Source organism: Catenulispora sp. GAS73 (assembly GCF_041262085.1).
Classification (GTDB): domain Bacteria; phylum Actinomycetota; class Actinomycetes; order Streptomycetales; family Catenulisporaceae; genus Catenulispora.
The window spans coordinates 15,503-38,484 of record NZ_JBGCCM010000044.1 but is presented as its reverse complement, the minus strand read 5'-3'; the positions used below and the strand labels follow the sequence as shown (position 1 = coordinate 38,484).

At 70.7% G+C, this 22,982-nt stretch carries 18 protein-coding genes and 1 riboswitch; of the genes, 9 read left to right on the top strand and 9 right to left on the bottom strand.

All coding sequences use genetic code 11. The features are described 5' to 3' along the window. The first annotated feature begins 235 nt into the window (after nucleotides 1–235). Nucleotides 236–757, top strand: a complete 522-nt coding sequence (locus ABH935_RS43345; RefSeq protein WP_370383827.1) for an RNA polymerase sigma factor — start codon at nucleotides 236–238, stop codon at nucleotides 755–757. Continuing rightward, nucleotides 754–1,248: a hypothetical protein gene (locus tag ABH935_RS43340; protein ID WP_370383826.1), complete on the top strand. Its 495-nt coding sequence runs from the start codon at nucleotides 754–756 to the stop codon at nucleotides 1,246–1,248. The genes ABH935_RS43345 and ABH935_RS43340 overlap by 4 nt, the downstream gene beginning before the upstream one ends. Here ABH935_RS43340 and ABH935_RS43335 read toward each other — a convergent pair. From ABH935_RS43335 to ABH935_RS43325, 3 genes are all read right to left on the bottom strand, one after another. Continuing rightward, a complete protein-coding gene (locus tag ABH935_RS43335) occupies nucleotides 1,242–2,762 on the bottom strand; it encodes an alpha/beta hydrolase (RefSeq protein WP_370383825.1) in 1,521 nt (506 codons plus the stop codon). The genes ABH935_RS43340 and ABH935_RS43335 overlap by 7 nt on opposite strands. A 75-nt stretch (nucleotides 2,763–2,837) precedes the next feature. Then, nucleotides 2,838–3,740 carry an alpha/beta fold hydrolase gene (locus ABH935_RS43330; RefSeq protein WP_370383824.1) on the bottom strand — a complete coding sequence of 301 codons (903 nt, stop codon included), beginning with the start codon at nucleotides 3,738–3,740 and terminating at the stop codon, nucleotides 2,838–2,840. A 128-nt stretch (nucleotides 3,741–3,868) separates the two neighbouring features. Continuing rightward, nucleotides 3,869–5,224: a glycoside hydrolase family 18 protein gene (locus tag ABH935_RS43325; protein ID WP_370383823.1), complete on the bottom strand. Its 1,356-nt coding sequence runs from the start codon at nucleotides 5,222–5,224 to the stop codon at nucleotides 3,869–3,871. A 307-nt stretch (nucleotides 5,225–5,531) separates the two neighbouring features. Here ABH935_RS43325 and ABH935_RS43320 point away from each other — a divergent pair, with 307 nt between their 5' ends. Further along, entirely contained in the window at nucleotides 5,532–7,646 is a 2,115-nt protein-coding gene (locus ABH935_RS43320; RefSeq protein ID WP_370383822.1) for a glycosyl hydrolase family 18 protein, read from the top strand. 145 nt (nucleotides 7,647–7,791) lie between these two features. On the opposite strand, the gene ABH935_RS43315 is transcribed toward ABH935_RS43320, so the two are convergent. Then, nucleotides 7,792–8,214, bottom strand: coding sequence for a DUF3151 domain-containing protein (locus tag ABH935_RS43315; protein WP_370383821.1), 423 nt, complete (start codon nucleotides 8,212–8,214; stop codon nucleotides 7,792–7,794). A gap of 80 nt (nucleotides 8,215–8,294) precedes the next feature. Continuing rightward, nucleotides 8,295–8,909 carry a TetR/AcrR family transcriptional regulator gene (locus tag ABH935_RS43310; RefSeq protein WP_370383820.1) on the bottom strand — a complete coding sequence of 205 codons (615 nt, stop codon included), beginning with the start codon at nucleotides 8,907–8,909 and terminating at the stop codon, nucleotides 8,295–8,297. 115 nt (nucleotides 8,910–9,024) lie between these two features. Between ABH935_RS43310 and ABH935_RS43305 the strand changes: the two genes are divergently transcribed. Together ABH935_RS43305 and ABH935_RS43300 are read left to right on the top strand one after the other, a co-directional pair. After that, on the top strand, nucleotides 9,025–10,446 hold the full coding sequence (locus ABH935_RS43305) for an MFS transporter (RefSeq protein WP_370383871.1): 1,422 nt from the start codon (nucleotides 9,025–9,027) through the stop codon (nucleotides 10,444–10,446). A 28-nt stretch (nucleotides 10,447–10,474) separates the two neighbouring features. After that, a complete protein-coding gene (locus tag ABH935_RS43300) occupies nucleotides 10,475–11,332 on the top strand; it encodes an oxidoreductase (RefSeq protein WP_370383819.1) in 858 nt (285 codons plus the stop codon). Nucleotides 11,333–11,420: 88 nt separating this feature from the next. Here the strand turns inward: ABH935_RS43300 and ABH935_RS43295 are convergent, their stop codons facing one another. After that, nucleotides 11,421–13,034 carry a sigma-70 family RNA polymerase sigma factor gene (locus ABH935_RS43295; protein ID WP_370383818.1) on the bottom strand — a complete coding sequence of 538 codons (1,614 nt, stop codon included), beginning with the start codon at nucleotides 13,032–13,034 and terminating at the stop codon, nucleotides 11,421–11,423. A gap of 188 nt (nucleotides 13,035–13,222) precedes the next feature. Continuing rightward, nucleotides 13,223–13,696 (bottom strand): hypothetical protein, encoded by a 474-nt coding sequence (locus ABH935_RS43290; RefSeq protein ID WP_370383817.1) that lies wholly within the window; start codon nucleotides 13,694–13,696, stop codon nucleotides 13,223–13,225. A gap of 260 nt (nucleotides 13,697–13,956) precedes the next feature. Here ABH935_RS43290 and ABH935_RS43285 point away from each other — a divergent pair, with 260 nt between their 5' ends. Beyond that, nucleotides 13,957–16,404: a beta-glucosidase gene (locus ABH935_RS43285; protein WP_370383816.1), complete on the top strand. Its 2,448-nt coding sequence runs from the start codon at nucleotides 13,957–13,959 to the stop codon at nucleotides 16,402–16,404. Between the two features lie 5 nt (nucleotides 16,405–16,409). On the opposite strand, the gene ABH935_RS43280 is transcribed toward ABH935_RS43285, so the two are convergent. Next, on the bottom strand, nucleotides 16,410–16,610 hold the full coding sequence (locus tag ABH935_RS43280) for a hypothetical protein (RefSeq protein ID WP_370383815.1): 201 nt from the start codon (nucleotides 16,608–16,610) through the stop codon (nucleotides 16,410–16,412). Continuing rightward, nucleotides 16,598–17,338, bottom strand: a complete 741-nt coding sequence (locus tag ABH935_RS43275) for a COG4280 domain-containing protein (RefSeq protein ID WP_370383814.1) — start codon at nucleotides 17,336–17,338, stop codon at nucleotides 16,598–16,600. Before ABH935_RS43275 ends, ABH935_RS43280 begins: the two co-directional genes overlap by 13 nt. A gap of 133 nt (nucleotides 17,339–17,471) precedes the next feature. Between ABH935_RS43275 and ABH935_RS43270 the strand changes: the two genes are divergently transcribed. The 3 genes from ABH935_RS43270 to cobN all read left to right on the top strand — a co-directional run bounded on the left by ABH935_RS43270 (nucleotide 17,472) and on the right by cobN (nucleotide 22,820). Further along, nucleotides 17,472–17,891: a hypothetical protein gene (locus ABH935_RS43270; protein ID WP_370383813.1), complete on the top strand. Its 420-nt coding sequence runs from the start codon at nucleotides 17,472–17,474 to the stop codon at nucleotides 17,889–17,891. 97 nt (nucleotides 17,892–17,988) lie between these two features. Continuing rightward, nucleotides 17,989–18,942, top strand: a complete 954-nt coding sequence (locus ABH935_RS43265; RefSeq protein WP_370383812.1) for a cobalamin biosynthesis protein — start codon at nucleotides 17,989–17,991, stop codon at nucleotides 18,940–18,942. A gap of 64 nt (nucleotides 18,943–19,006) precedes the next feature. Then, nucleotides 19,007–19,075, top strand: a riboswitch (cobalamin riboswitch). Nucleotides 19,076–19,139: 64 nt separating this feature from the next. Then, nucleotides 19,140–22,820 carry a cobaltochelatase subunit CobN gene (gene cobN, locus ABH935_RS43260; RefSeq protein WP_370383811.1) on the top strand — a complete coding sequence of 1,227 codons (3,681 nt, stop codon included), beginning with the start codon at nucleotides 19,140–19,142 and terminating at the stop codon, nucleotides 22,818–22,820. Nucleotides 22,821–22,982: the final 162 nt, after the last annotated feature.

Here is a 22,982-nt window from a genome sequence, read left to right as displayed (position 1 = left end):
CTGTCGAAGCCGTCGTTCAGGTACTGCGAGTGCTTGGGCACTGTGGTGTTCTCCATGTGGAAAGGAGGGAAATGATTCGGGATTCCGCGCGTGCGGCAATGACGGCAAACGTCACTGTCCCCACCTCCTTCCAGGAGAACGTGATCGGCGACCGGTGCGATCGGCGATGCGCACGACCTTGGCACGCCCGCCGACGGCGCGCAACCGATTATTCGCGCGCCGGTACGATCGGTGCGTGAGCGCAGGTGAGGAGGCCGGGGACGCGCCGGACGCCGTCCGCTGGGTCCGCGCCGCCCAACGCGGCGACGCGCTGGCGATGAGCCGCCTCCTGGACGAGCTGACGCCCTACGTCGGCCGCCTGTGCGCCCCGATCGCGCTCGCCGACGGACCGGACGCGGCGCAGGAGGCGCTGATCGCGGTCTTCCAGAACCTGCGGTCGCTGCGCGAGCCGGCGGCGCTGTACGGCTGGGTACGACGTATCGCGGTCCGCGAGGCGATCCGGGTCGCGCAGCGCGGCGCGCGCCAGCAACCGGCGGAGCTCGCCGAGCTTCCCGCACCGGGGAGCCCCGAGTTGGCGGTGGACGTGCGCGACGTGCTGGACCGGCTGTCGCCGGAGCACAGAGCGATCCTGATGTTGCGCGAGGTGGAGGGTTTGGACGAGCGGGCGGCGGCGGAGGTGCTCGACGTGTCGGCGGGGACGGCGAAGTCGCGCTTGAGCCGGGCCAAGGCGGCGTTTCGGAAGCAGTGGACGGCATGAGCGGCATGAACAACATGAGCAGCACAGGCAGCACAGGCAACTGGCCGGTCGCAGACCTCGACGCCGTCCGCCGCATGCGCGTCCTGGCCTCGGCGCTCCCCTCGGCCGCCTACGCCGAGCTCCGCGTCGAGGCGCCGTTCGAGCGCGTCTGGGGCTACCTCGCAGACCTGGACCGCAGCGTTCCCGACCTGATCGGCTTCATCCGCCGCTTCGAACTCCGCACCGACGGCTCGGCGCTCGCCACCGGCCTGCTCGGCAACCGCGGCCGGTTCGCCGTGGAGCTGCGCGAGGGGTGGTGCGTGATGCAGGACCGGTTCGTGGTCGGCGGGTTCGCGGCGGTCGCGGACGGCACCGGCACCCTCGTCGCCGGCTGCGGCGCCGTCCGGACCGCCGGGGTCCGCAAGGTCGCCCCGCTGCTGTTCGGCGAGCACGCGGTGCTGCGCACCCTCGGCAAGGTGCGCAGCCACGTCGAGAGCCCGAGCGCTCAGTAGACCCTGTTGTCCAGCGGTAGCGGCATCGCTTCGCAGACCACTGACGTCGGCACGCCGCCGTTCACCAAGTAGTCGTTCACATGCGCGTCCACACACGCGTTGCCCGTGTCGTACGCGATGTGGTTGCCGCCGTCCTGCACGAACACCATGGCCTGATCCGACTCCCGCGCGTCCTCGATCGCGCCCTCGACCGGCGTCGCCGGGTCGAACTCGTCCTGCACCATCAGCATCCGCGGAAGGTTGTCCGCGCCCGGCAGCACCGGATGCTGCGAGGTGTACGGGTAGAACGCGCACGGTTCCTCGGTCGACTCCGCACCGGCCAGCGGATACGCGGCGCCGAGCCGATCGCCCTCGGACACCCAGTACCCGGGATCGTGCGACCACGGCGTGTCCGCGCAGGTCACGGCCCAGTACGCCCCGCTGTTCGCCTTCCCGGTCGGCACCCGCACCGCCGGCAGCAATTTCGTGGCCTGAGTCGGGTCGGCTCGCAGAGCCTTGAGAACGCCGGCCCACTGCGGCCAGCCGTCCGCGTTGTACAGCGCCTGTGCCTGCATCACGTCCAGCGAGCTGCCACGGCCCTGCGCCGCCACCGCGGCACGCAGCGCGTCGAACGACGCCTGCGCCTCGTCCGCGGTCGTGCCGAAGCCGTAGAGGTCGTCGTGCCGCGCGAGCCACGGCAGGAACTGCACCTCGAACCGCCGGTTGAAGCCGCGGGCCCAGGAGTCGACGTAGTCGTCCTTGATCGTCGCGCGCCAGTCCATGTTCGAGTCCAGGACGAAGCGGTCGGTGCGGGCGCGGAACGTCGCGGCGTACCAGGCCCCGAGCCACGTCCCGTAGGAGAACCCGAGGTAGTTGACCTTCGGCTCGCCGAGCAGCGCGCGGATCAGGTCCATATCGCGGATCGTCTGGTCCGTGGTGATGTACGGGGCCAGCGGCGCCGCGCCGCAGCTCTGCCCGACCAGGCGCGCGTTCGCCAGCTGCTGCGCGGTGTTCGCGGCGGAGCGGTCCCGCTCGTCGGCGATCGGCGTGTACTGGGACCAGTCGATGTTGCAGTTCAGCTCCGTCGACGGCGCGACGCCGCGCGGCGCGAAGCCGATGATGTCGTACGCGCTCAGCAGAGACGGCTCGGACTTGGCGGTCTTCGTCGCCAGAGTCGAGCCGTCGCTGCCGGGGCCGCCCGGGTCGACCATCAGGATGCCGCGCCGTGCCGAGCCGCCGGTGCCGGAGACCTTCGTGACGCGGACGCTGATCGTGCCCTTCGACAGGTCGTACCAGTCCATCGGGACGGTGACGTCGGCGCAGTACGTGACCGGGTACTGCCGCCAGTCGGGGCCGCCGGGCGGCGGGTTCTGGTACCAGTCGCACACCTGCCAGTCCAGATGCTGCGCCCCGAGCGCGCCATACGGGTTGACCTGGTTCGTCGGTACGACCGAAGCGGTGGACCCGACCACTGGGAACAGGGCCAGACACGCTATGCCGACGATCGCGGGTCGCAGAGCTTTGCTATGGATCATGGACTCACGATAGGAGCCGTGGACCACGCGGCGGATCACCCGACCGAGGGAACCCCGGTGCCGACCCCTCGCTCGCTAGGGGGAGACCGGCTCGCCACCCAGAAACCGGAGTAGCTCCGCCGCCACCGCCGAAGGCTGCTCCTCGGGCAGCAGATGCCCGCCGGGCAGCACGACGACCCGCAGCTCGTCCGCATGCCGCTCCCCGCCTCCGAGCACCGCCGGCGGGATCACCACATCGCGCTCCCCGCCGATGATGAGCGCCGGCACCGTCAGCCGCGCCTTCCGGTACCGCCCGAGCGGGTGCCCGAAGATCTCCTGCCAGACATAGGCCGCGTTCACCTGCTCCACGGCCCGCGCCCGCGCAGGATCGCGCAGCAGATCCGTGTAGACCCGGATGTCCTCGCGCTCCCACAGCGTCTTGTCCGCGGTCCAGTGCCGCAGCAGGAACCCGGCGAAGCCGGTCCGGCGCAACACGAGCCGCCCGATCGGCGGGTGCTCGATGAACGCCGTGTGCCACATCCGCCACAGGTTCGGCAGCACGCGCCGGGCCGGCGGCCACAGGTGCGTCATGTTCACCGATACCAGGGCGTTGACTCGCTCCGGATGCCGCAGCGCCGCAACGAATCCGACCCAGCCGCCCCAGTCGTGCCCGACGATCGCCGCCCGGCCGATCCCGAGCTCGTCGAGCACCGCGATCACGTCCTCGGCCAGGTTCGGGGTGCCGTAGCCGTGCTTCGGCGCCTCCGACCAGCCGGATCCGCGCAGGTCCAGGGCCAGGACGCGGTGCGTGGCGGCGAGCTGCGGCAGCATGTGCCGCCACACGTACCAGTGCTGCGGGAAGCCGTGCAGCAGCACCAAAGGCGGGCCGTCTGCGGGCCCTGATTCGGCGACGTGGAATCGCACGCCGCGTGCGGTCACATATCGGTGGCCGACTCGATGAGTGGCCTCGCCGATCGCGGGCAACGGGAAAACGGACACGGGTGGCTCCTGGCGGTTCGACTGCGGTGGATGCTGTCGAGCTGTAGAGGAGCCACCCGGTCTATTCGTTCCCTCCGAGCGCGCCGAATGACTCTGTGACATGTGTCACTCGGCGCACCGCGAGGCTGTTACTTGGCGAGCCCGAAAGCGTTCACCAACTGCCCGTCGGCCGTGTCGCCGTCCAGCGACCACGTCATGTCGCCGCGCAGTCCCAGGGCCTTGATGAACCAGACCTTCTCCTGGATGCTCTGCGCGTCGTCGAACGTCCAGAAGGTCTTGCTCGCCGGGTCGTACTTGTACGCGGCGCCGGAGAACGGGTCGTGGTGCACCGTCCCGGGCTGCGCCGCGATCTGGTTGTACTCGACGTCCGCCGCCACGCCGGTGGCCGGCTGGAACTCGCCGTCGCCGTTCGGCCCCGGCGCGACGCCGGTCCAGCCGTGCGCGTAGAAGGGGATCGAGATGGCGATCTTGTGCGGGCTGGCGCCCTGCTTGAGGTAGTTGGCCACGACCTCCAGCGTCGAGATCTCGCCGTTGTTCGGGTACGGGTCGCTCGGAGTCGGCCGCGGAGCCGGGTCGAACGGCGACGGGAACAGGTTGGACTGGGACTCCGTCGGACCGGTGGTCTCCCAGGGCCCGTTGAAGTCGAACGTCATCACGTTCATCCAGTCCACGATCCGCGACACCGGGCCGACCTCGATGTGCGAGACCTTCTCCGGGCCGGACGGGGTGTCGGCGGTGAGCAGGTAGTGCTTGCCGTCAGCTGAACCCTGAGCGTTCAGCTGGTTGCGGAACTCCTGCAGCAGCAACGTGAAGTTGTGCGTGTCCTGCGGACCGTGTGGGTTGTTGTTGCCGACCTCGTCCGGGTATTCCCAGTCGATCGCGATGCCGTCGAAGATCCCGGCGGCCGTGCCCGGCGCGGCGCCCGGCAGGTTGCCCTTGATGTACATGTCGATGCAGGACTGCGCGAACTTCGCCCGCGAAGCCGGGGTCGCCGCGGCGGCGGAGAAGTTGGTGGACTCCGACCAGCCGCCGACCGACATCACGATCTTCAGCTTCGGGTAGGCCTTCTTCAGCTCGCGCAGTTGGTTGAAGTTCCCTGCGATGCTCTGCGCGCCGGTGTCGGCGGTGCCGTCCACGGAGTGCGCGGCGTCCACCGGCTTCTGCCAGTCCGCCCACGAGTCGGCGCTGGCGCAGGTGCCGTCCGGGGCGATGTTGGAGAACGCGTAGTCGATCTCAGTGAGCTTGTTCACCGCGCCGGAGGAGATCAGGTTCTTCTCGTAGAACCCTGAGTAGATCCCCCACTGGGTGAAGTATCCGACCGAGACTTTCCCGTTGTTGTCAAAGGACTGTGCGGATCGCGCGGCGCTGCCGGGGGTGGCCAGTGCCGGGGAGGCGGCGGCGATCGGCATGATCGCCAGACTCAGGACGGCGGCCGCGGCAAGAGCGGTGCGGCGGGGCCGGTGGTGCTGGGAGGGGCGGCTCATAAGGCTCCTCGAAGTGAGACGAAGATGTCTAGACCAGCGGTGGCAGCGCCATGCTCCTCGCCGCCGACCCCGTGGTCAAGTCCTCGTAAGGCCTTCTTTGCCTTTCGCTGACCTGCACCGGGATGACCATGGTCTATTCCAGTAGGTCTAGACCTTGGTCTAGACCTCACCCTTGACAGTCCCCGAGGACGGCGGTACTTCTTCCCTACAACCCGATCCGTTTATTGCGGCGCCGCTCTCCGGATCAGCTCCATGCGCAGTTTCTTTCCGAACGGTTTCCCTCCCGCCACAGGAGCGTGCGTAACGAATGAGAGCGTCACGAAGCTCAATCACCAACAAACGAAGCTCAATCACCAACAAACGAGGCTCTATCACAAACAAACACAGATCGGCCCTGACCGCGGTGCTCGCCTCCGCGGTCATCGTCGCGGGTGCGTCCGCCGCCATCGGCGCCGGTCCCTCCTCCCACGCCGCGACGCAGAACAACAACACCACGGGGGCCGCGTCGACGTCCGGCGGCCTGAAGGTGGCCTACTACGACCAGTGGTCCATCTACCAGAACGCCTACTACCTGAAGAACGTGGACCAGTCCGGGGCCGCGAGCAGCCTCAACTACCTGATCTACGACTTCGAGAACATCGACCCGACCAACCTGACCTGTTTCGAGGCCACCAAGGCCACGGACCCGGACCCGGCCGGCGAGAGCGACCCGAACGCCGGTGACGGCGCCGAGGACCAGTTCGCCGACTACCAGAAGTCCTTCGACTCCTCGATCAGCGTCGACGGGACCTCGGACGTCTACAACCAGCCCATCGCCGGCAACTTCCATCAGCTTCAGGAGCTGAAGAAGAAGAACCCGAACCTCAAGGTTCTGCTGTCGATCGGCGGCTGGACGTACTCCAAGTACTTCTCAGACGTGGCCGCCACTCAGGCCTCGCGGCAGAAGTTCGTGTCGAGCTGCATCAACATGTTCATCAAGGGCAACATCCCGGCGTCCGGCGGCTACGGCGGCGCGGGCACCGCGGCGAACATCTTCGACGGCTTCGACATCGACTGGGAGTACCCGGCGTCCACGGCCGGGCACCTCGGGAACCACGAGTCCGCCGCCGACAAGGCCAACTACACGGCGCTGCTGCAGGAATTCCGGACCGAGCTGAACGCTCAGGGGTCAGCTGACGGAAAGTCCTACGCACTGTCCGCGGCCCTGCCCTCCGGCCAGGAGAAGATCGCGGCCGGCGTCGAGACGCAGAACATCGGGCAGTACCTGACGTTCGGCGACGCGATGACGTACGACATGCACGGCGCCTGGGACGCCACGGGACCGACGAACCACCAGGCCCCGATCTACAGCGACCCGAACGACCCGATGAGCAACGTTCCGCCGGGCAACGCCAAGTACAACCTCGACGAGGCGATCAAGGCGTACACCGTCGGCGACTCCTCGTACGGGATCCCAGGCGGCTTCCCGGCCGGCAAGCTGAACGTCGGCATCCCGTTCTACTACCGGGGCTGGACGGGGGTGAGTGCCGGATCGGCCCACGGTCTGTTCCAGCCGGCGACCGGCGCCGCGGCGGGAGCCGCGGACTCCGGGAACGTGCCGGGCATCCAGATGTACAAGGAACTCACCGGGATCGTGAACAACCCCGCTGACACCTACTGGGACCCGGTGGCCGAGGCGGCGTACTTCTACGACGGCACCAACTTCTGGTCCGGCGAGGACGCGCAGTCGATCCAGGCCAAGGCCGACTACCTGCACTGCAACGGCCTCGGCGGGGCGATGATGTTCTCGCTGTACGACCTGGACTCGGCGAACACGCTGTTCAAGGCCGCGGTGAACGACGTCAACGGCTCGGCGGGCTCCTGCCCGACCGGACCGCCGAGCTCGTCCTCGTCGTCGCCGACCACGCCGCCGACCACCCCGACGACGCCGAGCACCACACCCAGCACCCCACCCAGCACCACGCCGAGCACCCCACCCAGCACGACGCCCACGACGCCGAGTTCTTCGTCCTCGTCGTCCTCCGGCGGCGGCAACGGGATCCAGAACGCGGGCTTCGAGAGCGGTTCGCTGTCCCCGTGGACGTGCACGAGCAACTCGGGAGTGGTGCAAAGTGGGACGGTGCACGGCGGATCGCACGCATTGCAGGCGACGCCGAGCAGCAGCGACGATGCGCAGTGTTCACAGACTGTCACGGTCAAGCCGAACACCACGTACACGCTGTCCGCATGGGTGAACGGGCCCTACACGTACATCGGAGTGACCGGGTCCGGCAGCGACAGCTCGACGTGGACGAGCGGGAGCAGCTGGGCTCAGCTGTCGACGAAGTTCACCACGGGAGCGTCGGTGACCTCGGTGACGGTGTGGGTCCACGGCTGGTACGGGCAGAGCGCGTACTACGCCGACGACTTCGCGCTGAGCTGAGCAGCGGTGAGCAGTGTCGAGCAGCGCTGAGCAGTGTTGAGCAATGGTGACTGCGTCGGCTAGGCGGTCCTAGCCGATCGCGCAGAGCCCGGAACCGTGTGCCACTGCGGTTCCGGGCTTCGCCGTGCCGTCGGGTCGCGGCGTGTCAGCCGCGCAGCGCCTTGAAAGCCTCGGGGTCGCTGTCGTCGAGGAACGTCACGCAGCGCTCGGCCTCCTCGGTCTCGCCGATGCGCTCGGCGGCCAGGCCGAGGGCGTTCAGGGCGCGCAGGAAGCCGCGGTTGGGCTCGTGCGACCACGGGACCGGGCCGTGTCCCTTCCAGCCGGCGCGGCGGAGCAGGTCCAGGCCGCGATGGTAGCCGGTGCGCGCGTAGGCGTAGGCGGTCACCGAGCCGGCGGTGGTGTCGTCGGCGGCCAGGGCGGCCTCCGCGAGCGCGGCCCAGGCGGCCGGCACCGCCGGGTTCGCGGCGGCCACCTCGGCCGGGGCGGTGCCGGCGGTCAGGGCGTCGCGCACCGGGGCGTCGTCGGGGAGCAGGGTCGGCGGCGGCGAGTTGAGGAGGTCCTTGTGCATGGCTAGAGGCTACCCGCGGCTGAGGTGGTTCGGCGGGGCGTGACGGGGGTCGAGGTGCGGTGAGTCGAGCTCGCAGCGAGTCAGGGTGCTTGGCAGTCGAAGCTCAGTAGCCGGTCCACCAGTCCGTCGACGTACTCCGGAGTGAGCGGACCCAGGCCGAACAAGACCCGGATGTACATCGGCGCCATCAGGTGATCCAGCACGCCGAGCGCGTCCGGTGCCGGCTCGCCGCGTTCGCGGGCGCGATCGAGCATGGAGTCCAGCTGCCGGGCGCGTTCGGCGAGGAGGTCGTCCCGCGCCTGCAGGCCCTCTTGGCCGCTGCTCTCCAGGGCGATGGCCAAGCGCAGCAACGCCAGGCCCTCGGGCCCGGTGATCTCGCGGGCCACGGCCGCCGCGTAGACGCGCAGGTCGCCGGCCAGGCTCCCGGTGTCCGGCATCGGTGAGCGCGTGTTGAGGCGGTTCAGCGCCACGTCGGCGAGGAGCTTCTCCAGGCTGCCCCACCGGCGGTAGATGCTGCTGTCCGCCACGCCCGCGCGGGCCGCGACGTCGGCGACGGAGAACGTGCCGTAGCCGCGTTCGCTGATCAGGCCGGTCACGGCCTGGTGCACCGCCGTGCCGACGCGGGCGGCCCGGCCGCCGGGGCGCCGGGCTGGTTGTGCCGGCGCTGCTGGCAGTGTCGGCTGTCGCTCGTCCATGCCCCCACCTTAACGCAGTAATGACTTGCGTTTGTGGTGCGCGCCTCCGTACAGTTCCCTTCACTAACGCAGTCAATGACTGCTTTAAGGAGGGGTTCCCATGACTGCTGTTCCTGTGACCGCACCGCCCGCGGCCGTGGGCAGTCGGCCGAACCGCGCCGTCCTGCTCGCGGTGACCTGCCTGGGCCAGTTCATGGTGCTGCTCGACAACACGATCGTCGGCGCGGCGCTGCCCGACATGCAGCGCCGGCTGCACACACAGCTGACCGGATTGCAGTGGATCGTCGACGCGTACGTGCTGCTGGTCGCTATGTTGCTGCTGTCCGGCGGCGTGTTCGCCGACCGGTTCGGCCGCAAGCGCGTGTATCTGGCGGGCGTGGCGGTGTTCACGGTCGCGTCGGCGTTGTGCAGCCTCGCGCCTTCGGTCGGCTGGCTGGTCTCCGGCCGGGTGCTCCAGGGCATTGGGGCTGCCGCGCTGAGCCCCGCCTCGCTGGCGCTGCTCGCCGCCGCCTATCCAGTGCCTCAGGAACGGGTCAAGGCGATCGGGCTCTGGGCCGGATTCAGCGGGATCGGCCTGGCGGCCGGGCCGGTGGCCGGCGGTGTGCTGATATCAGCCTTCGGCTGGCCGGCCATCTTCCTGGTCAATCTGCCGATCGGCGTGGTGCTTCTGCTGGTCGGGCTGCGCAGCCTGGAAGAGTCGCGCAATCCGAGCGCTCCCGCGATCGACGTGCCGGGGACGGTGCTGTCCATCGCGGGCGTGGGGACGATGACCTACGGGCTCATCGAGGGCGGCGCTCGCGGCTGGACGTCGCCGGTGATCCTGGGCAGCTTCGCCGCCGCCGTGGTCCTCCTCGCCGCTTTCCTCGCGGTCGAGGTGCGTCGTTCGGCGCCGATGCTGCCGTTGCGGTTGTTCCGGCAGCGGCTGTTCACCGTGTCCAACACCGCCATGGTCGTCGTGGGATTCGCGCTCATGGGGTCGTCGTTCTTCTTCTCCCAGTTCTTCGTGGACGTTCAGGGCGCTTCGATCCTGCGCGCCGGCCTGCAGACCCTGCCGCTGTCGGCGGCCATGGTCGTCGTCAGTCCGGTCGCGGGCCGGCTCGCCGTCCGATACGGCTTCCGGATCGTGGTCACCACCGGCTTGGCCCTGGCCGGCCTGGGACTGCTGGCGCTCGGTACGGTGCACGCGGCCACCGGCTACGGGAACGTGTGGTGGCGGCTGGCGGTGGTCGGCGTCGGCTTCGCTCTGACCATGTCTCCGCTGACGGGAGCGGCCATCCAGGCCGTCGGTCCGCGCGAAGGCGGCCTCGCCTCGGGCATCAGCAGCACCACCCGGCAGATCGGCGCGGTGCTCGGCGTGGCGGTGCTGGGAGCCGTCGTCCGCGCCCGGCAATCCGGCGGCGCGTCCTTCGAGGCCGGTCTCAACGGCGCCTTCGTCGTGGCCGGCGCCGTCACGTTGGCCACCGCCGTGCTCACCGGTTTGTGGCTGGCGCGGTCCGCGCCGGCGGAAGATCCGGCGGTGCCGAACCGTTCACGGTAGTTCGACTTCGACTCACAGGGAGCGACACATGTCTCGCACGTTTCTCATCACCGGCGTGAGCGGCGGCCTCGGCCGCGCCTTCGCCGCCGCCGCCCTTGAGGCCGGGCACACCGTGGTCGGCACCGTTCGCGATCCGGACCAGATCGCCGCCTTCGAGCGGCTCGCTCCGGGCCGCGTGCACGCCCGCGTGCTGGACGTCACCGACACCGACGCCGTCGCGCCGGCCGTCGCGGCGGTCGAGGACGAGGTCGGCCCGATCGACGTCCTGGTCAACAACGCCGGCTACGGGGTCGAGGGCACCTTCGAGGAGACCCCGCTCGACACCTTCCGGCACCAGTTCGACGTCAACGTCTTCGGCGTCATCGCGGTCACCCAGGCCGTCCTGCCCGGAATGCGGGCGCGCCGGGCCGGGCACATCGTGTTCGTGACCTCTATGGGAGGTCTGCGCGCGTTCCCCGGCCTGTCCGCGTATCACGGCTCGAAGTTCGCCGTGGAGGGCATCGCGGCCACACTCGCCCAGGAGGTCGAACCGCTGGGCATCCATGTCACGGCGATCGAGCCCGGCTCGTTCCGCACCGACTGGGCCGGCCGTTCCATGGACCGGGTGGAACACGCCATCGCCGACTACGACCCGGTCTTCGGCCCGGGTCGCGAACGTCGGATCGAGATGAGCGGCCACCAGCCCGGCGATCCCGCCCTGGCCGGCGCCGCCCTGCTCGCCGTCGTGGCCGCCGAGAAGCCGCCGACCCACCTCATTCTGGGCAGCGACGCCCTCCGGCTGGTCGCCGACGCCCGCTCCGCCTTCGACGCCGAGACGGCTGCTTGGAGCGAGCTGTCGAAGTCCACTGATTTCCCCGACGGGGAACAGGCCGCGTCAGCGCGATAGGGCGGGAGCGAACGGGGTAACGGGGGCGCTGGGTCGCGGCCGGCTGATGTTCGACAGGCATCAGCCGACCGCGCCGATTGTTGTTCCGCTACGGGAGTTTGTGGTGTTCGCTGTGCAGCGGCCACGGGGGCAGCGACGGCAATGACGGCAACGGCAGCGACGTCGGCAGGGGCGGCAGTGTCGGCAGCGGGGGCAGCGTCGGCGGCCACTGCGGCGGCCAGGGCAGCCACGGCAGGTCGACGCAGAACGGATCCCACCGTCCCGCGAGGATCAACCCGATGTTCTCCGGCGTCGGATCCTTCAGCGCCTGCAGCGCCAGCTCGCAGATCGTCGGCTCCTCGGGCGACGAGGTCGGCGAAGGCATGGGCGTCGGAGTCGGGGTCGGCGGCGGGGGAGTCGTGGGCGTCGGCACCGACTGCGTCGGGGTCGGGGTGGGCGTCGGTTTGGGCGGCGTGGGCGTCGGCGTCGGCCGGGGCGCGGGCGGCTTGGCGATCGTCGTGTGCCGCACCGGCGGCGGCACCACCGGCGGGGCGCTCGTCGGCTTCGAAGCCGGGGGCTTCGGCGACGGCGTGGCGCCGGCCACCGGCGTCGGCGCGGGCAGGGCGACGACTGGCGGGCTGGACGACGGCTCGCCCAGCGGCGGGGCTCCCTTCCCGCCTCCCGACATGCCCCACGCCAGGATCGCGCACGCCACCACCACGACCGCCGTCATCGTCATGACCTGCGTCCGGCTCTTGCGCAGCTGCATCAGCCAGCGCGCCAGCAGCGCGCCGGACTTCGCCGTGCCGTCGGCCGCGGCGCCCGCGGCGGTTCCAGCCGCGGTACCTCCGCCGGCCACCGTCGCGGTCGTGCCCACCGACGTCGCCACCAGGCCGGTGGCCGCTGCCGCACCGAGGGCCAGCCCGCCGACGATCTTCGCCGCCGCCGCGGACCCGAACACCAGGGGCGACAGCACCTCCGGCAGCGCCTCGTTGAACTTCAGCAACTCCAGATACAGCCCTGTGCAATCAGCACACGTATCCAGGTGCCGCTCGACCTTCGTGTGCTCCCGCGTCCCCAGCTTGCCCCGGACGAAGGGCGCCAGCCGTTGCGCGAAGGGACGGCACGCGTCGTTGACCGTCTCGGCTAAGTGCTCCTGTAAGAACGCCTGCCGTAAGCCCTCGCGGGCCCGGTACGCCAGCGCCGACACCGCCGACGGCGACAGGTCCAGCAGCGGCGCCACCTCGGCCGGCGTCTCGCCCTCGACCTCCAGGTGCCACAACACGATCTGCCAGCGCTCCGGCAGCGAATGGAAGGCGCGCGAGGTGATCTGCCGGTCGAAGGCCTCGTCCAGCGGGTCCCGGTCCGCGCCGGTCACCGGCGCCGCCGTCACCTCCAGCTCGGCGATGTTCTCCACCAGCCGCACGCGCTTTTCCGACTCGGCCCAGTCGAAGGCGGTGCGGCGCAACGTCGTGTACAGATACGCGCGGAACGCCTCGTCCGGGCCGTTCCCCCGGTCGATCGCGGCCAGCACCCGGGTGAACGCCTCGGCCGCGAGGTCGTCCGCGGCCGCCTCGTCCCGTGCCAGATGGCGCGCCACGCGCAGCGCCGCGCGTCGGTGCCGCTCGTAGAGCGGTCCGTACGCGCGCCGGTCGCCGGCCCGCACCATGGCGATCAGCTCGGCGTCGGTGGGTGGGTGCTGCTGCTCCCCGGGGACGGGCACGGGCGGCCTCCTAGCGTCGGCGTCGTTCACGTACTTCCACGTGAACGGGCGCGCGACACCGAGCCGGTGACGCCCGGTGCGCGACCGGGGACAGCTTGGACCTTCCCGCGGTCGCTTGTGCGCTTATCCGAGTGCGATGTACCCGACCGGATGAACGCAGGATGTTGACTTTCTCGGCAAGCCCGCCGTCACAGCACGCGCGCGCCGGTCGGCTCCGAGAGCACCGCCAGCAGCGCGTCGGCCGGCGTCCACAGGACGGCGGCGGTGCCCGGCGGCACCAGCCAGTGCAGCCACCCGCGCCACGGCAACAGCGGCGGCAGGGTGGCCGTCGAGCCCCGGCCCCCGACGCGGACGCCGAGGGCCCCGCCTAATCGGCCGGCCCAGTCGCGCAGGGCCGCGGTCTCGGCGTGGCTGGTGCCGTCCTCAAAACGTAAGTCGGGTGTGGGCGCCACCAGGAACCCCACCCGCATCACGGATCTGCGCGAGTCGGCGACGACGGGACCGAGCCGCACTCTGCGGGCCCGCAGCGCTGTCAACGCTTCGTGCCCGACGGCCGCCGGCATGCTCACCAGGTCGAAGGCCTGTCCCACCGCGATCGTCAGCGGTTGGGCGGGGTCGGTGTAAAGCCCCCGCAACTCGGCCCGGCCGTTCTCGGTCACCATCGTCGCCTCCCTCACGCGGGGCCCCAGTGCTAAGGCCCCTCGCCAGAAGAGACGGGGTTTGGGAGATTTCATAACGCGGGTTCGGCAAAGAATCTTGGGCCGGTTCCGCCGGGGCGGCGATCCACCCGGATGCGCGGGTAGGACGGGTAAGGGTTGCGTTCGCACGCCTGCGCCGGATGATCGGCGGTGATGCCTGTGTGGTGCGTCGGCGGGACCGGCACACCACACGGTGTCGCTGAAACGTTCGAAGGGAAGCTGTGATGGACGAGAAGGCCCTGGTCGAGCTGGTCGGACGCCTCACCCTCGATCAGAAGGCCGCGGTGCTGACCGGCGAGGATTTCTGGTCGCTGCGGGCCGTCCCGGAGATCGGGCTGCGCCGGGTCCTGCTGTCGGACGGCCCGGCCGGCGTGCGCGGGACCACCTGGGACGAGCGCGATCCGTCGCTGCTGTTCCCGAACCCGACGGCGCTCGCCGCGACGTGGGATCCCGGGCAGGTGCGCCGTGCCGGAGCCCTGATGGGAGCCCAGGCTCGGGACAAGGGCGTCGCGTGGCACCTGGCGCCGAACGTCAATCTGCATCGCAGTCCCTTGGGCGGCAGGCATTTCGAGTGCTATTCCGAGGATCCGGTGCTGACCGCGACGATCGCGGCGGCCTTCGTCGACGGGGTGCAGAGCGCGCGCGTGGCCTCGACCGTCAAGCACTTCATCGGCAACGAGTCCGAGACCGAGCGCATGACCTACGACGCCGAGATCGACGAGACGACGCTCCGGGAGGTGTACCTGCCGCCGTTCGAGGCCGCGGTGCGGGCCGGCGCGTGGTCGGTGATGGCCGCGTACAACTCCGTGGACGGCGTCAGCATGACCGACAACGGCGCGCTGATCAACGGCGTGCTGAAGGACGGCTACGGCTTCGACGGCGTCGTGGTGTCCGACTGGTTCGCCACGCGGTCCACGGCCGCCTCGGCGAACGCCGGGCTGGACGTGGTGATGCCGGGGCCGCAGGGACCCTGGGGCGAGGCGCTGGTGGAGGCGGTGCGCAAGGGCGAGGTCGACGAATCAGTGATCGATGACAAGGTGCTGCGAATCCTGCGGTTGGCCGATCGCACCGGTTTTCTCGACGGTTCCGAGCCGCTGCCCCCGGTGACGACTCCCGACGACGCCGCCGCGCAGCTCCGCGACATCGCGGCGCGCGCCATGGTCGTGTTGCGCAACGAGGAGGTCGACGGGGCGCCGCTGTTGCCGCTGGATCCCTGGTCGGTGCAGCGGGTGGCGGTCATCGGGCCGAACGCCGAGCACCTGACGGCGCAGGGCGGCGGCTCGGCTCACGTGAACCCGGCCCATATTGTCAGTCCTCTGACAGCCTTGACCGAGGCTCTGGGCTCGATGGTGCGGGTCGAGTACGCGCAAGGCGTGGTCACGCAACGACTTCTGCCGCCGCTGTCGTCGGGGACCACGAGCGATCCCGACACCGGGCACGCCGGGCTGCGGGTGGACTTCATCGATCCGGCGGGCGACGTGCTCGGCAGCGAGGTGCGGCAGGCGTCGCGGTTCGTGTTCATGGGCGGGCTGCCGGCCGGGACCGCCGGGATCCGGGTGCGGGCCGACGTCGCCGTCGGTCCGGACGAGGCGGGCAACCATCAGTTCTCGGTCTCCGGGGTCGGCGCCTTCCGGCTCGTGATCGGCGACAACGCGCCGATGAAGATCACGCTGTCCCCGAGCGTCGGCGGCGATATGGCCGAGGGGCTGGTCCGGCCGCCCGAGCACCGGGTCGATGTGGAGATCGACCCCGGGACCGTGCGGATCGAGGTGGTCGCGCAGATCGACCCGGACCTGCCGATCGCGATGTTCGGGCTCAACCACGCGGCGCCGGGGCCGAGCGAGGACGAGCTCTTCGCCGCGGCGGTGGCGGCGGCTCGGGCCGCGGACGTGGCGATCGTGGTGGTCGGGACGACGGACGAGGTGGAGAGCGAGGGGTTCGACCGGACGGATCTGTCGCTGCCGGGGCGGCAGGACGAGCTGGTCGCGGCGGTCGCCGCCGTCAATCCGCGGACCGTTGTGGTGGTGAACGCCGGGGCGCCGGTGGAGCTGCCGTGGCGGGCATCGGTTCCGGCGGTGCTGTGGGCGTGGTTCCCCGGGCAGGAGGGCGGCTCCGCGATCGCCGACGCGGTGACCGGCGCGGTCGAGCCCGGCGGGCGGCTGCCCACGACGTTCCCGGCGAGCGCGGACGAGGTGCCGGTGCTGTCGACGCGGCCGGTGGACGGGAAGATCGTGTACGCCGAGGGCACGATGTTCGGGTACCGCGGGTACGAGAAGGCCGGCGTCGTTCCGGCGTATCCGTTCGGGCACGGCCTCGGGTACACGACGTGGGAGTACGAGGACATCACGGCCGCGGTGACGGCGGCCGGGGACGTCGAGCTCGCGGTGCGGGTGCGGAACACCGGGGCGCGGATCGGACGCGAGGTGGTGCAGATCTACCTGGCCGACTGCGGGGACCGGCCCGAGCCGCGGCGGCTGGTCGGGTTCGGTTCGACGCTGGCCGCGCCGAACGAGATCGCGACCGTGCCGATCACGATTCCGGCGCGGGTGCTCGCGCGCTGGGACGCCTCGCGCGGCGCGTGGTGCTCACGCGGGGGCGTGCGAGAGCTGATCGCGGCGCGGTCGGCGTGGGACGCGCGGCTTCGGACGCGGGTGGAGTTGGCGGCTTCGTAGGCGCGCTATTTTTTGCGCACGGCGCGCGCCAGGGTGGCCGCCAGCGCGAGGGTGACGATCACCGGGAGGAGCCACCAGGACGCGGTGGTGTGCGTGCTGAGCGCGGCGGTGCCGGCGAGGGCGGCGATGACGAGCACGGCGACGAGCGGGTCGTCGCCGATGACGAAGTCGTACCAGAACAGCCCGAAGGCCTTCAGCTTGCCCACGCCGCGCGCCTCCTCTTCAGGACCCAGACGGCGCCGACCGCGACGAGCAGGATGTAGGCGAGGACGAGGGGGAGCGCGGCGTCGTTGCCGGGCCAGTGCGCACCGGCGCCCTCGGCACCCCAGAAGAGGCCGAAGCCGGTGAGCATCACCCCGACCGCGAACTTCATGGTGTTCTCGGGCACCCGCGCCAGCGGCGCCTTGACCGCCACCCCGGCCACGCAGACCGCGAGCACCGCGGCCACCGCCGCGACCGCGGCGAGCGGGATGTCGCGCTGGTTAGCACCGAAGGTGAGGGCGATGAAGGCCACCTCCAGGCCCTCCAGCACGACGCCCTTGAAGCTGAGGGTGAAGGCGTACCAGTCCTCGACGAGGGACTTCTTCGAGGCAGCGGCCTCCCGCGCGGCCTTGACCTCGCGCTGATACGCGGCGGCCTCATCCCGCAGGTCCTTGTACCCGGACGCGCGCAGGATCGCCTTGCGCAGCCACTGCAACCCGAAGGTGAGCAGCAGCCCCCCGACCACCAACCGTAGCGCCTTGAGCGGCAGCACGGTGAGCGCGGGCCCGAGCGCGGCGACGACGACCGCGAGCAGCAGCAGCCCGGCGGCGACGCCCTGGAGCGCGGACCGCCAGCCCCGGGTCAGACCGACCGCGAGCACGATGGTGAGCGCTTCCACGGCTTCGACGGCGCAGGCCAGGAAGACGGACAGGAGGAGGAAGGCGGTGCCCACGTGCCTAATGTAACGCGCGTGGGTGGCGCGGCCGTGAACGACAGGCGCGCAATCGTGATGCAAGTTCTGCGCAACCAGTGATCACTAGCGTTGCGTGCCTTCGGTATCCACCACCGTTCACCACGAGGAACCCATGCGTAAGAGCTTCAAGGCCACCTTCGTCGCCGCCGGCGCGGCGGTCGCCATGGCCGTGTCCGCGAACGCCGCGTCGGCCACGCAGTCGACCCCCGCGATCCAGCACGGCTCGGGCGGGTTCTGCAGCGCCGTCGTCGACATCGTCGACCCGGGCCAGAACTATGCCCAGGGCACGTTCAGCAACTACAGCTACCACGCCGTCTGCTACTTCTGGCTTGAGCGTGCCTACTACGACAGCTCCGGCCACCTCGGCCCGTACCAGTTCATCGGCTCGTACGGCACCAACCCCGACTCGATCAACGCGCCCGACGGGAAGGAGGACTTCATCATTACGAACTCGTACTGGGACGGCTCCGGGGTGCGCGTCAAGGCGTGCGTGCAGAGCTACCAGGGCGTGACGTGCACTAGCGGCGTCTGAGCGGTTCCGCCTGGTTGGCTTGGCGGAAGCCGGAAGCCCGGTCGGCCAGGCGGTGCGGACGCGGGCCTCGTATCACTCGATTGGCTAGATTGGCGCCATGCGATCTTCGTCCCGAGCGGTTGGGCTGGCACTCGGTTTCGCCGCCGATTGGTACTTCGCCGATCCGCGGCGGGGGCATCCTGTGGCGGGGTTCGGGCGGGTGGCTTCGGGGGTGCGGCGGGTGCTGTATGCCGATTCGCGGGTTGCCGGGGTCGGCTATGCGGGCGTGCTTGTTGGCGGCGCGGGTGCCTTGGGTGTCGCGGCGGAGCGGGTTGGGCGGGGGCCGGTGGTGGGGGCCGCTTTGACCGCCGCCGCTACGTGGACTGTGCTCGGTGGCACGTCGTTGCGGCGGGAGGCGGCGGTGATCGGGGAGGCGTTGGAGGCGGGGGATCTTGCGGCGGCGCGGGAGCGGTTGCCGCATTTGTGTGGGCGTGATCCGCGGGGGCTTGATGGCGATCAGATCGCGCGCGCTGTGGTGGAGTCGGTGGCCGAGAACACGTCCGATGCGGTGGTGGCGCCGCTGTTCTGGGGTGCGGTCGCGGGGATTCCGGGGCTGCTGGCGTATCGGGCGTCGAACACGCTGGACGCGATGGTCGGCTACCGCAACGCCAAGTACCGCAACTTCGGGTGGGCCTCCGCGCGGCTCGACGACGTCCTCAACTGGGTCCCAGCGCGCTTCACCGGTGCCGTGACGGTCGCGGTGGCGCCGGTCGTCGGTGGCAGCCCGTCGCACACGCTCAGTGTTCTGCGACGCGACGGGGCGCGGCATCCCAGCCCGAATGCCGGGCGGTGCGAGGCCTCTGCGGCCGGGGCGCTGGGGGTGCGGCTCGGGGGGACGAATACTTACGGTGACGTCGTCGAACATCGGCCCGTCATGGGCAGTGGCCGGGCGCCGCGCGTCGCCGACATCCGGCGGGCCGCAGTGTTGTCCGCCACAGTCGGGCTTGCGTCAGTCGCCGCCGCCGCACGTCTGGCCTACGCCCTCGCTCCACGTCGTCGGCCCGGCCGGTGAGCCGCTGATCCGACGCCTGGTGCCCAACGCCCCGTCTGGCACACTGTCCACCAAGACGACAGTCCAGGAAGCCCGTGCGAATCGGGCGCTGTCCCGCAACTGTGAGCGGCCCACCCCCGCGAGCCAGGAACTGCCTGCCGTCCGCACCCCATCAGCCCGAGGCGGAGCGCGGACTCCGCGAGAGGAAGTGCCGTCGCATGCCCGCGCGCGTTCTGTTGCTGTCGACAGCCGACACCGAACTCCTGGCCGCCCACGCCTGCGGCGCCCCCTACCGCACCGCCAACCCGGCCCGCCTCGACCCCGACGCCCTCGCGCCCCTGCTGCGCGACGCCGACGTCGCGGTCCTGCGCCTCCTCGGCGGCCACCGCCAGTGGCGCTGGCTGGTCGACGCGATCACCGCCAGCGGCCTGCCGGCCGTCGTCCTCGGCGGCGAGGCCGAGCCGGACGCCGAGCTCATGGCGCTCTCGACGGTCCCCGGCGGCGTGGTGACCGACGCCCTCAACTACCTCACCGCCGGCGGCCCGGCCAACCTCGACCAGCTCGCGAACTTCCTCACCGACACCGTCCTCGGCGGCGGCGAGGGCTTCGAGGCGCCGCAGGCCATGCCGGAGTTCGGTGTTCACGGCGACCGCGAGCAGCGCGAAGGGCGCCCGACGGTCGGCATCGTCTTCTACCGGGCCCACGAACTCTCCGGCAACACCGCGTTCGTCGACACCCTCGCCGACGCCCTCGAAACCCGCGGCGCCAACGCCCTCCCCGTCTACTGCGGCTCCCTGCGCGGCCTGTCCGACGACGCCGGCAAGGGACTCGTCGAGCTCCTCAGCCGCTGCGACACGCTGGTGGTCACGGTCCTGGCCGGAGGCGGCGCCACCGCCGCGGACGCCAGCGCCGGCGGCGACGAGGACGCCTGGGACGTCGGCGCGCTGGCCGCCCTGGACGTCCCGGTCATCCAAGGGCTCTGCCTCACCTCTTCCCATCAGGCATGGCAGGACTCTAATGCAGCCCTCACCCCGATGGACGCCGCGATGCAGGTCGCCATCCCGGAATTCGACGGCCGCCTGATCGCCGTTCCCTTCTCCTTCAAGGAGAATGGCGAGGCGGGCATCCCGGTCTACGTCGCCGACGAAGAACGCGCCGCACGCCTGGCCGGCATCGCCTACCGCCACGCCGCCCTGCGCGGCATCCCCAGCCGCGACAAGAAGCTCGCGCTCGTCCTGTCCTCCTATCCGACCAAGCACGCGCGCGTCGGCAACGCCGTCGGCCTCGACACCCCGGCCAGCGCCGTCCGCCTGCTCCACGCGCTGCGCGCGGCCGGCTACACCGTCGGCGACTTCCCCGACGACGGCGACCAGCTCATCCACCGCCTGATCGCGGCCGGCGGCCACGACGTCGAATGGCTCACCGAGGAACAGCTGGCCGCGGCGCCCGCGCGCGTCCCGCTGAGCGACTACGAGTCCTGGTTCGCCTCGCTCCCCGAAGACCTGCGCGAGGGCATCCGCCGGCACTGGGGCGAGCCGCCCGGCACGCTCTACGTGGACGGCGACGACATCGTCCTGGCCTCGCTCCAGTTCGACAACATCCTGCTGATGATCCAGCCCCCGCGCGGCTTCGGCGAGAACCCCATCGCCATCTACCACGACCCCGACCTGCCGCCGAGCCACCACTACCTGGCCGCCTACCGCTGGCTGGAGCACAGCTTCGGCGCGGACGCCGTCGTCCACCTGGGTAAGCACGGCACGCTGGAATGGCTCCCCGGCAAGGGCCTGGGCTTGTCAGAGTCCTGCGCCCCCGACGCCGTCCTCGGCGAGCTGCCGCTGGTCTACCCGTTCATCGTCAACGACCCCGGCGAGGGCACGCAGGCCAAGCGGCGCGGGCACGCCACCGTCGTGGACCACCTGATGCCGCCGATGGCGCGCGCCGACACCTACGGCGACCTGGCCAAGCTGGAGCAGCTGCTCGACGAGTACGCGACCGTCCAGGCGCTGGACCCGGACAAGACGCCGGCGGTGCGCGCGCAGATCTGGACCCTGATCCGCGCCGCGCAGCTGCACCACGACCTCGCCGCGATCCTGCACGGGGACGTCGACCGGCAGCCCGACGACGATGACTTCGACGACTTCGTGCTGCACCTGGACGGGTACCTGTGCGAGATCAAGGACGTGCAGATCCGCGACGGCCTGCACATCCTCGGGCGCGCGCCGGAGGGCGAGGAGCTGGTCGCCGACGTGCTGGCGATCCTGCGCGCCAAGCAGGTCTTCGGCGGGGTGAACGGCGCCGTGACCGGGTTGCGGCAGGCGCTGGCGGCGTACGTCGGGCTCGACGAGCAGGTGCTGCTGGCCGAGCCGGGGGCGGCGGTGAAGGTGCCGGAGCTGCTGGCGGAGCTGGCCGGCGACGTGCCGACGAGGACGGCCTCGGACGCGGTGGACGTGCTGGAGACGCTGGCCACCCGGCTGGTGTCCGGTCTGGCGGCGCGCGACTGGGATGCGGCGGCGGCCGAAGAGGTCTGCCTCGAAGTGCTGCAAGCGGCCGACCCGAGCGTGGTGAAGGTGTTGGACTTCGCCGCCACCGAACTCGTCCCGCGCCTGGCCCGCACCACCGACGAGATCGCCAACGTGGTGCGCGCCCTCGACGGCCGCTACATCCCGGCCGGCCCGTCCGGCGCGCCGACCCGCGGCCTGGTCAGTGTTTTGCCGACCGGCCGAAACTTCTACTCCGTCGACCCGAAGGCCATCCCCTCGCGCAACGCCTGGGACGTCGGCCAGGCCCTCGCCGAGTCGCTGATCGCCCGCCACCTCGCCGACACCGGCGAGTACCCGCGCTCGGTCGGCCTGACCGTCTGGGGCACCTCGGCGATGCGCACCCAGGGCGACGACATCGCCGAGATCCTGCACCTGCTCGGCTGCCGTCCGGTGTGGGACGAGGCCTCGCGCCGGGTCACCGGCTTCGAGGTGGTACCCGTCGCCGAACTGGGGCGTCCGCGCATCGATGTCACGGTTCGTATCTCAGGCTTCTTCCGTGATGCCTTCCCGCACGTCATCGCGCTCATCGACGATGCCGTCCAGGCCGTCGCAGACCTCGACGAAACCGCCGCGGACAACTACGTCCGGGCGCACGCCGACGCCGACACCGCCGCGCACGGCGACCGCCGTCGCGCCACCACGCGCGTGTTCGGCTCCAAGCCCGGGGCGTACGGCGCCGGCCTGCTGCCGCTGATCGACGCCCGCGACTGGCGCACCGACGCCGACCTCGCCGAGGTCTACGCGGTGTGGGGCGGCTACGCCTACGGCCGGGGCCTGGACGGCCGGGAGGCCCGCGGCGACATGGAGAACTCCTTCCGCCGCATCCAGGTCGCCGCGAAGAACCAGGACAACCGCGAGCACGACATCGTCGACTCCGACGACTACTTCCAGTACCACGGCGGCATGGTGGCGATGGTGCGCTCGCTGACCGGGACCTCGCCGGCGGCATACGTCGGCGACTCGGCGGTGCCGGAGGCTGTCCGGACCCGGACGCTGGCCGAGGAGACTCATCGCGTGTTCCGGGCCCGCGTGGTGAACCCGCGGTGGGTGGCGGCGATGCAGCGCCACGGCTACAAGGGCGCCTTCGAGCTGGCCGCCACGGTCGACTACCTGTTCGGCTACGACGCCACCGCCGGGGTCGTGGACGACTGGATGTACGAGCAGCTGGCGCAGACCTACGTCTTCGACGAGACGAACCGCGCGTTCATGGAGCGTTCGAACCCGTGGGCGCTGCGCGGGATCTCTGAGCGGCTGCTGGAGGCCGCCGAGCGCGGGCTGTGGGCCGAGCCGGAGGAGCAGACGCTCGACGGGTTGCGTCAGGTGTTCCTGGAGCTCGAAGGCGAGCTCGAAGGCGACTGAACATCATGTGCGACCGCCTCGCCGGATAAATGAGAGGAAGATCCGGCGGGGCTGTTGCTAGGCTCCGTGACCATGTGTTGCAACGCGTTCTTCATTCGCATCCGCGCCTGACGGCGGGTAGCGATCCTCTGATCCGTGATTCCCGCCGCATCCGAGTCCTTG

Coding starts and splice junctions, on each gene's coding strand:
- ABH935_RS43340 (WP_370383826.1), top strand. CDS start 754: ATGAGCGGCATGAACAACATGAGCAGCACAGGCAGCACAGGCAACTGG.
- ABH935_RS43290 (WP_370383817.1), bottom strand. CDS start 13,696: ATGGTGACCGAGAACGGCCGGGCCGAGTTGCGGGGGCTTTACACCGAC.
- ABH935_RS43310 (WP_370383820.1), bottom strand. CDS start 8,909: ATGGACGAGCGACAGCCGACACTGCCAGCAGCGCCGGCACAACCAGCC.
- ABH935_RS43285 (WP_370383816.1), top strand. CDS start 13,957: ATGGACGAGAAGGCCCTGGTCGAGCTGGTCGGACGCCTCACCCTCGAT.
- ABH935_RS43325 (WP_370383823.1), bottom strand. CDS start 5,224: ATGAGCCGCCCCTCCCAGCACCACCGGCCCCGCCGCACCGCTCTTGCC.
- ABH935_RS43300 (WP_370383819.1), top strand. CDS start 10,475: ATGTCTCGCACGTTTCTCATCACCGGCGTGAGCGGCGGCCTCGGCCGC.
- ABH935_RS43335 (WP_370383825.1), bottom strand. CDS start 2,762: ATGATCCATAGCAAAGCTCTGCGACCCGCGATCGTCGGCATAGCGTGT.
- ABH935_RS43270 (WP_370383813.1), top strand. CDS start 17,472: ATGCGTAAGAGCTTCAAGGCCACCTTCGTCGCCGCCGGCGCGGCGGTC.
- ABH935_RS43320 (WP_370383822.1), top strand. CDS start 5,532: ATGAGAGCGTCACGAAGCTCAATCACCAACAAACGAAGCTCAATCACC.
- ABH935_RS43265 (WP_370383812.1), top strand. CDS start 17,989: ATGCGATCTTCGTCCCGAGCGGTTGGGCTGGCACTCGGTTTCGCCGCC.
- ABH935_RS43315 (WP_370383821.1), bottom strand. CDS start 8,214: ATGCACAAGGACCTCCTCAACTCGCCGCCGCCGACCCTGCTCCCCGAC.
- cobN (WP_370383811.1), top strand. CDS start 19,140: ATGCCCGCGCGCGTTCTGTTGCTGTCGACAGCCGACACCGAACTCCTG.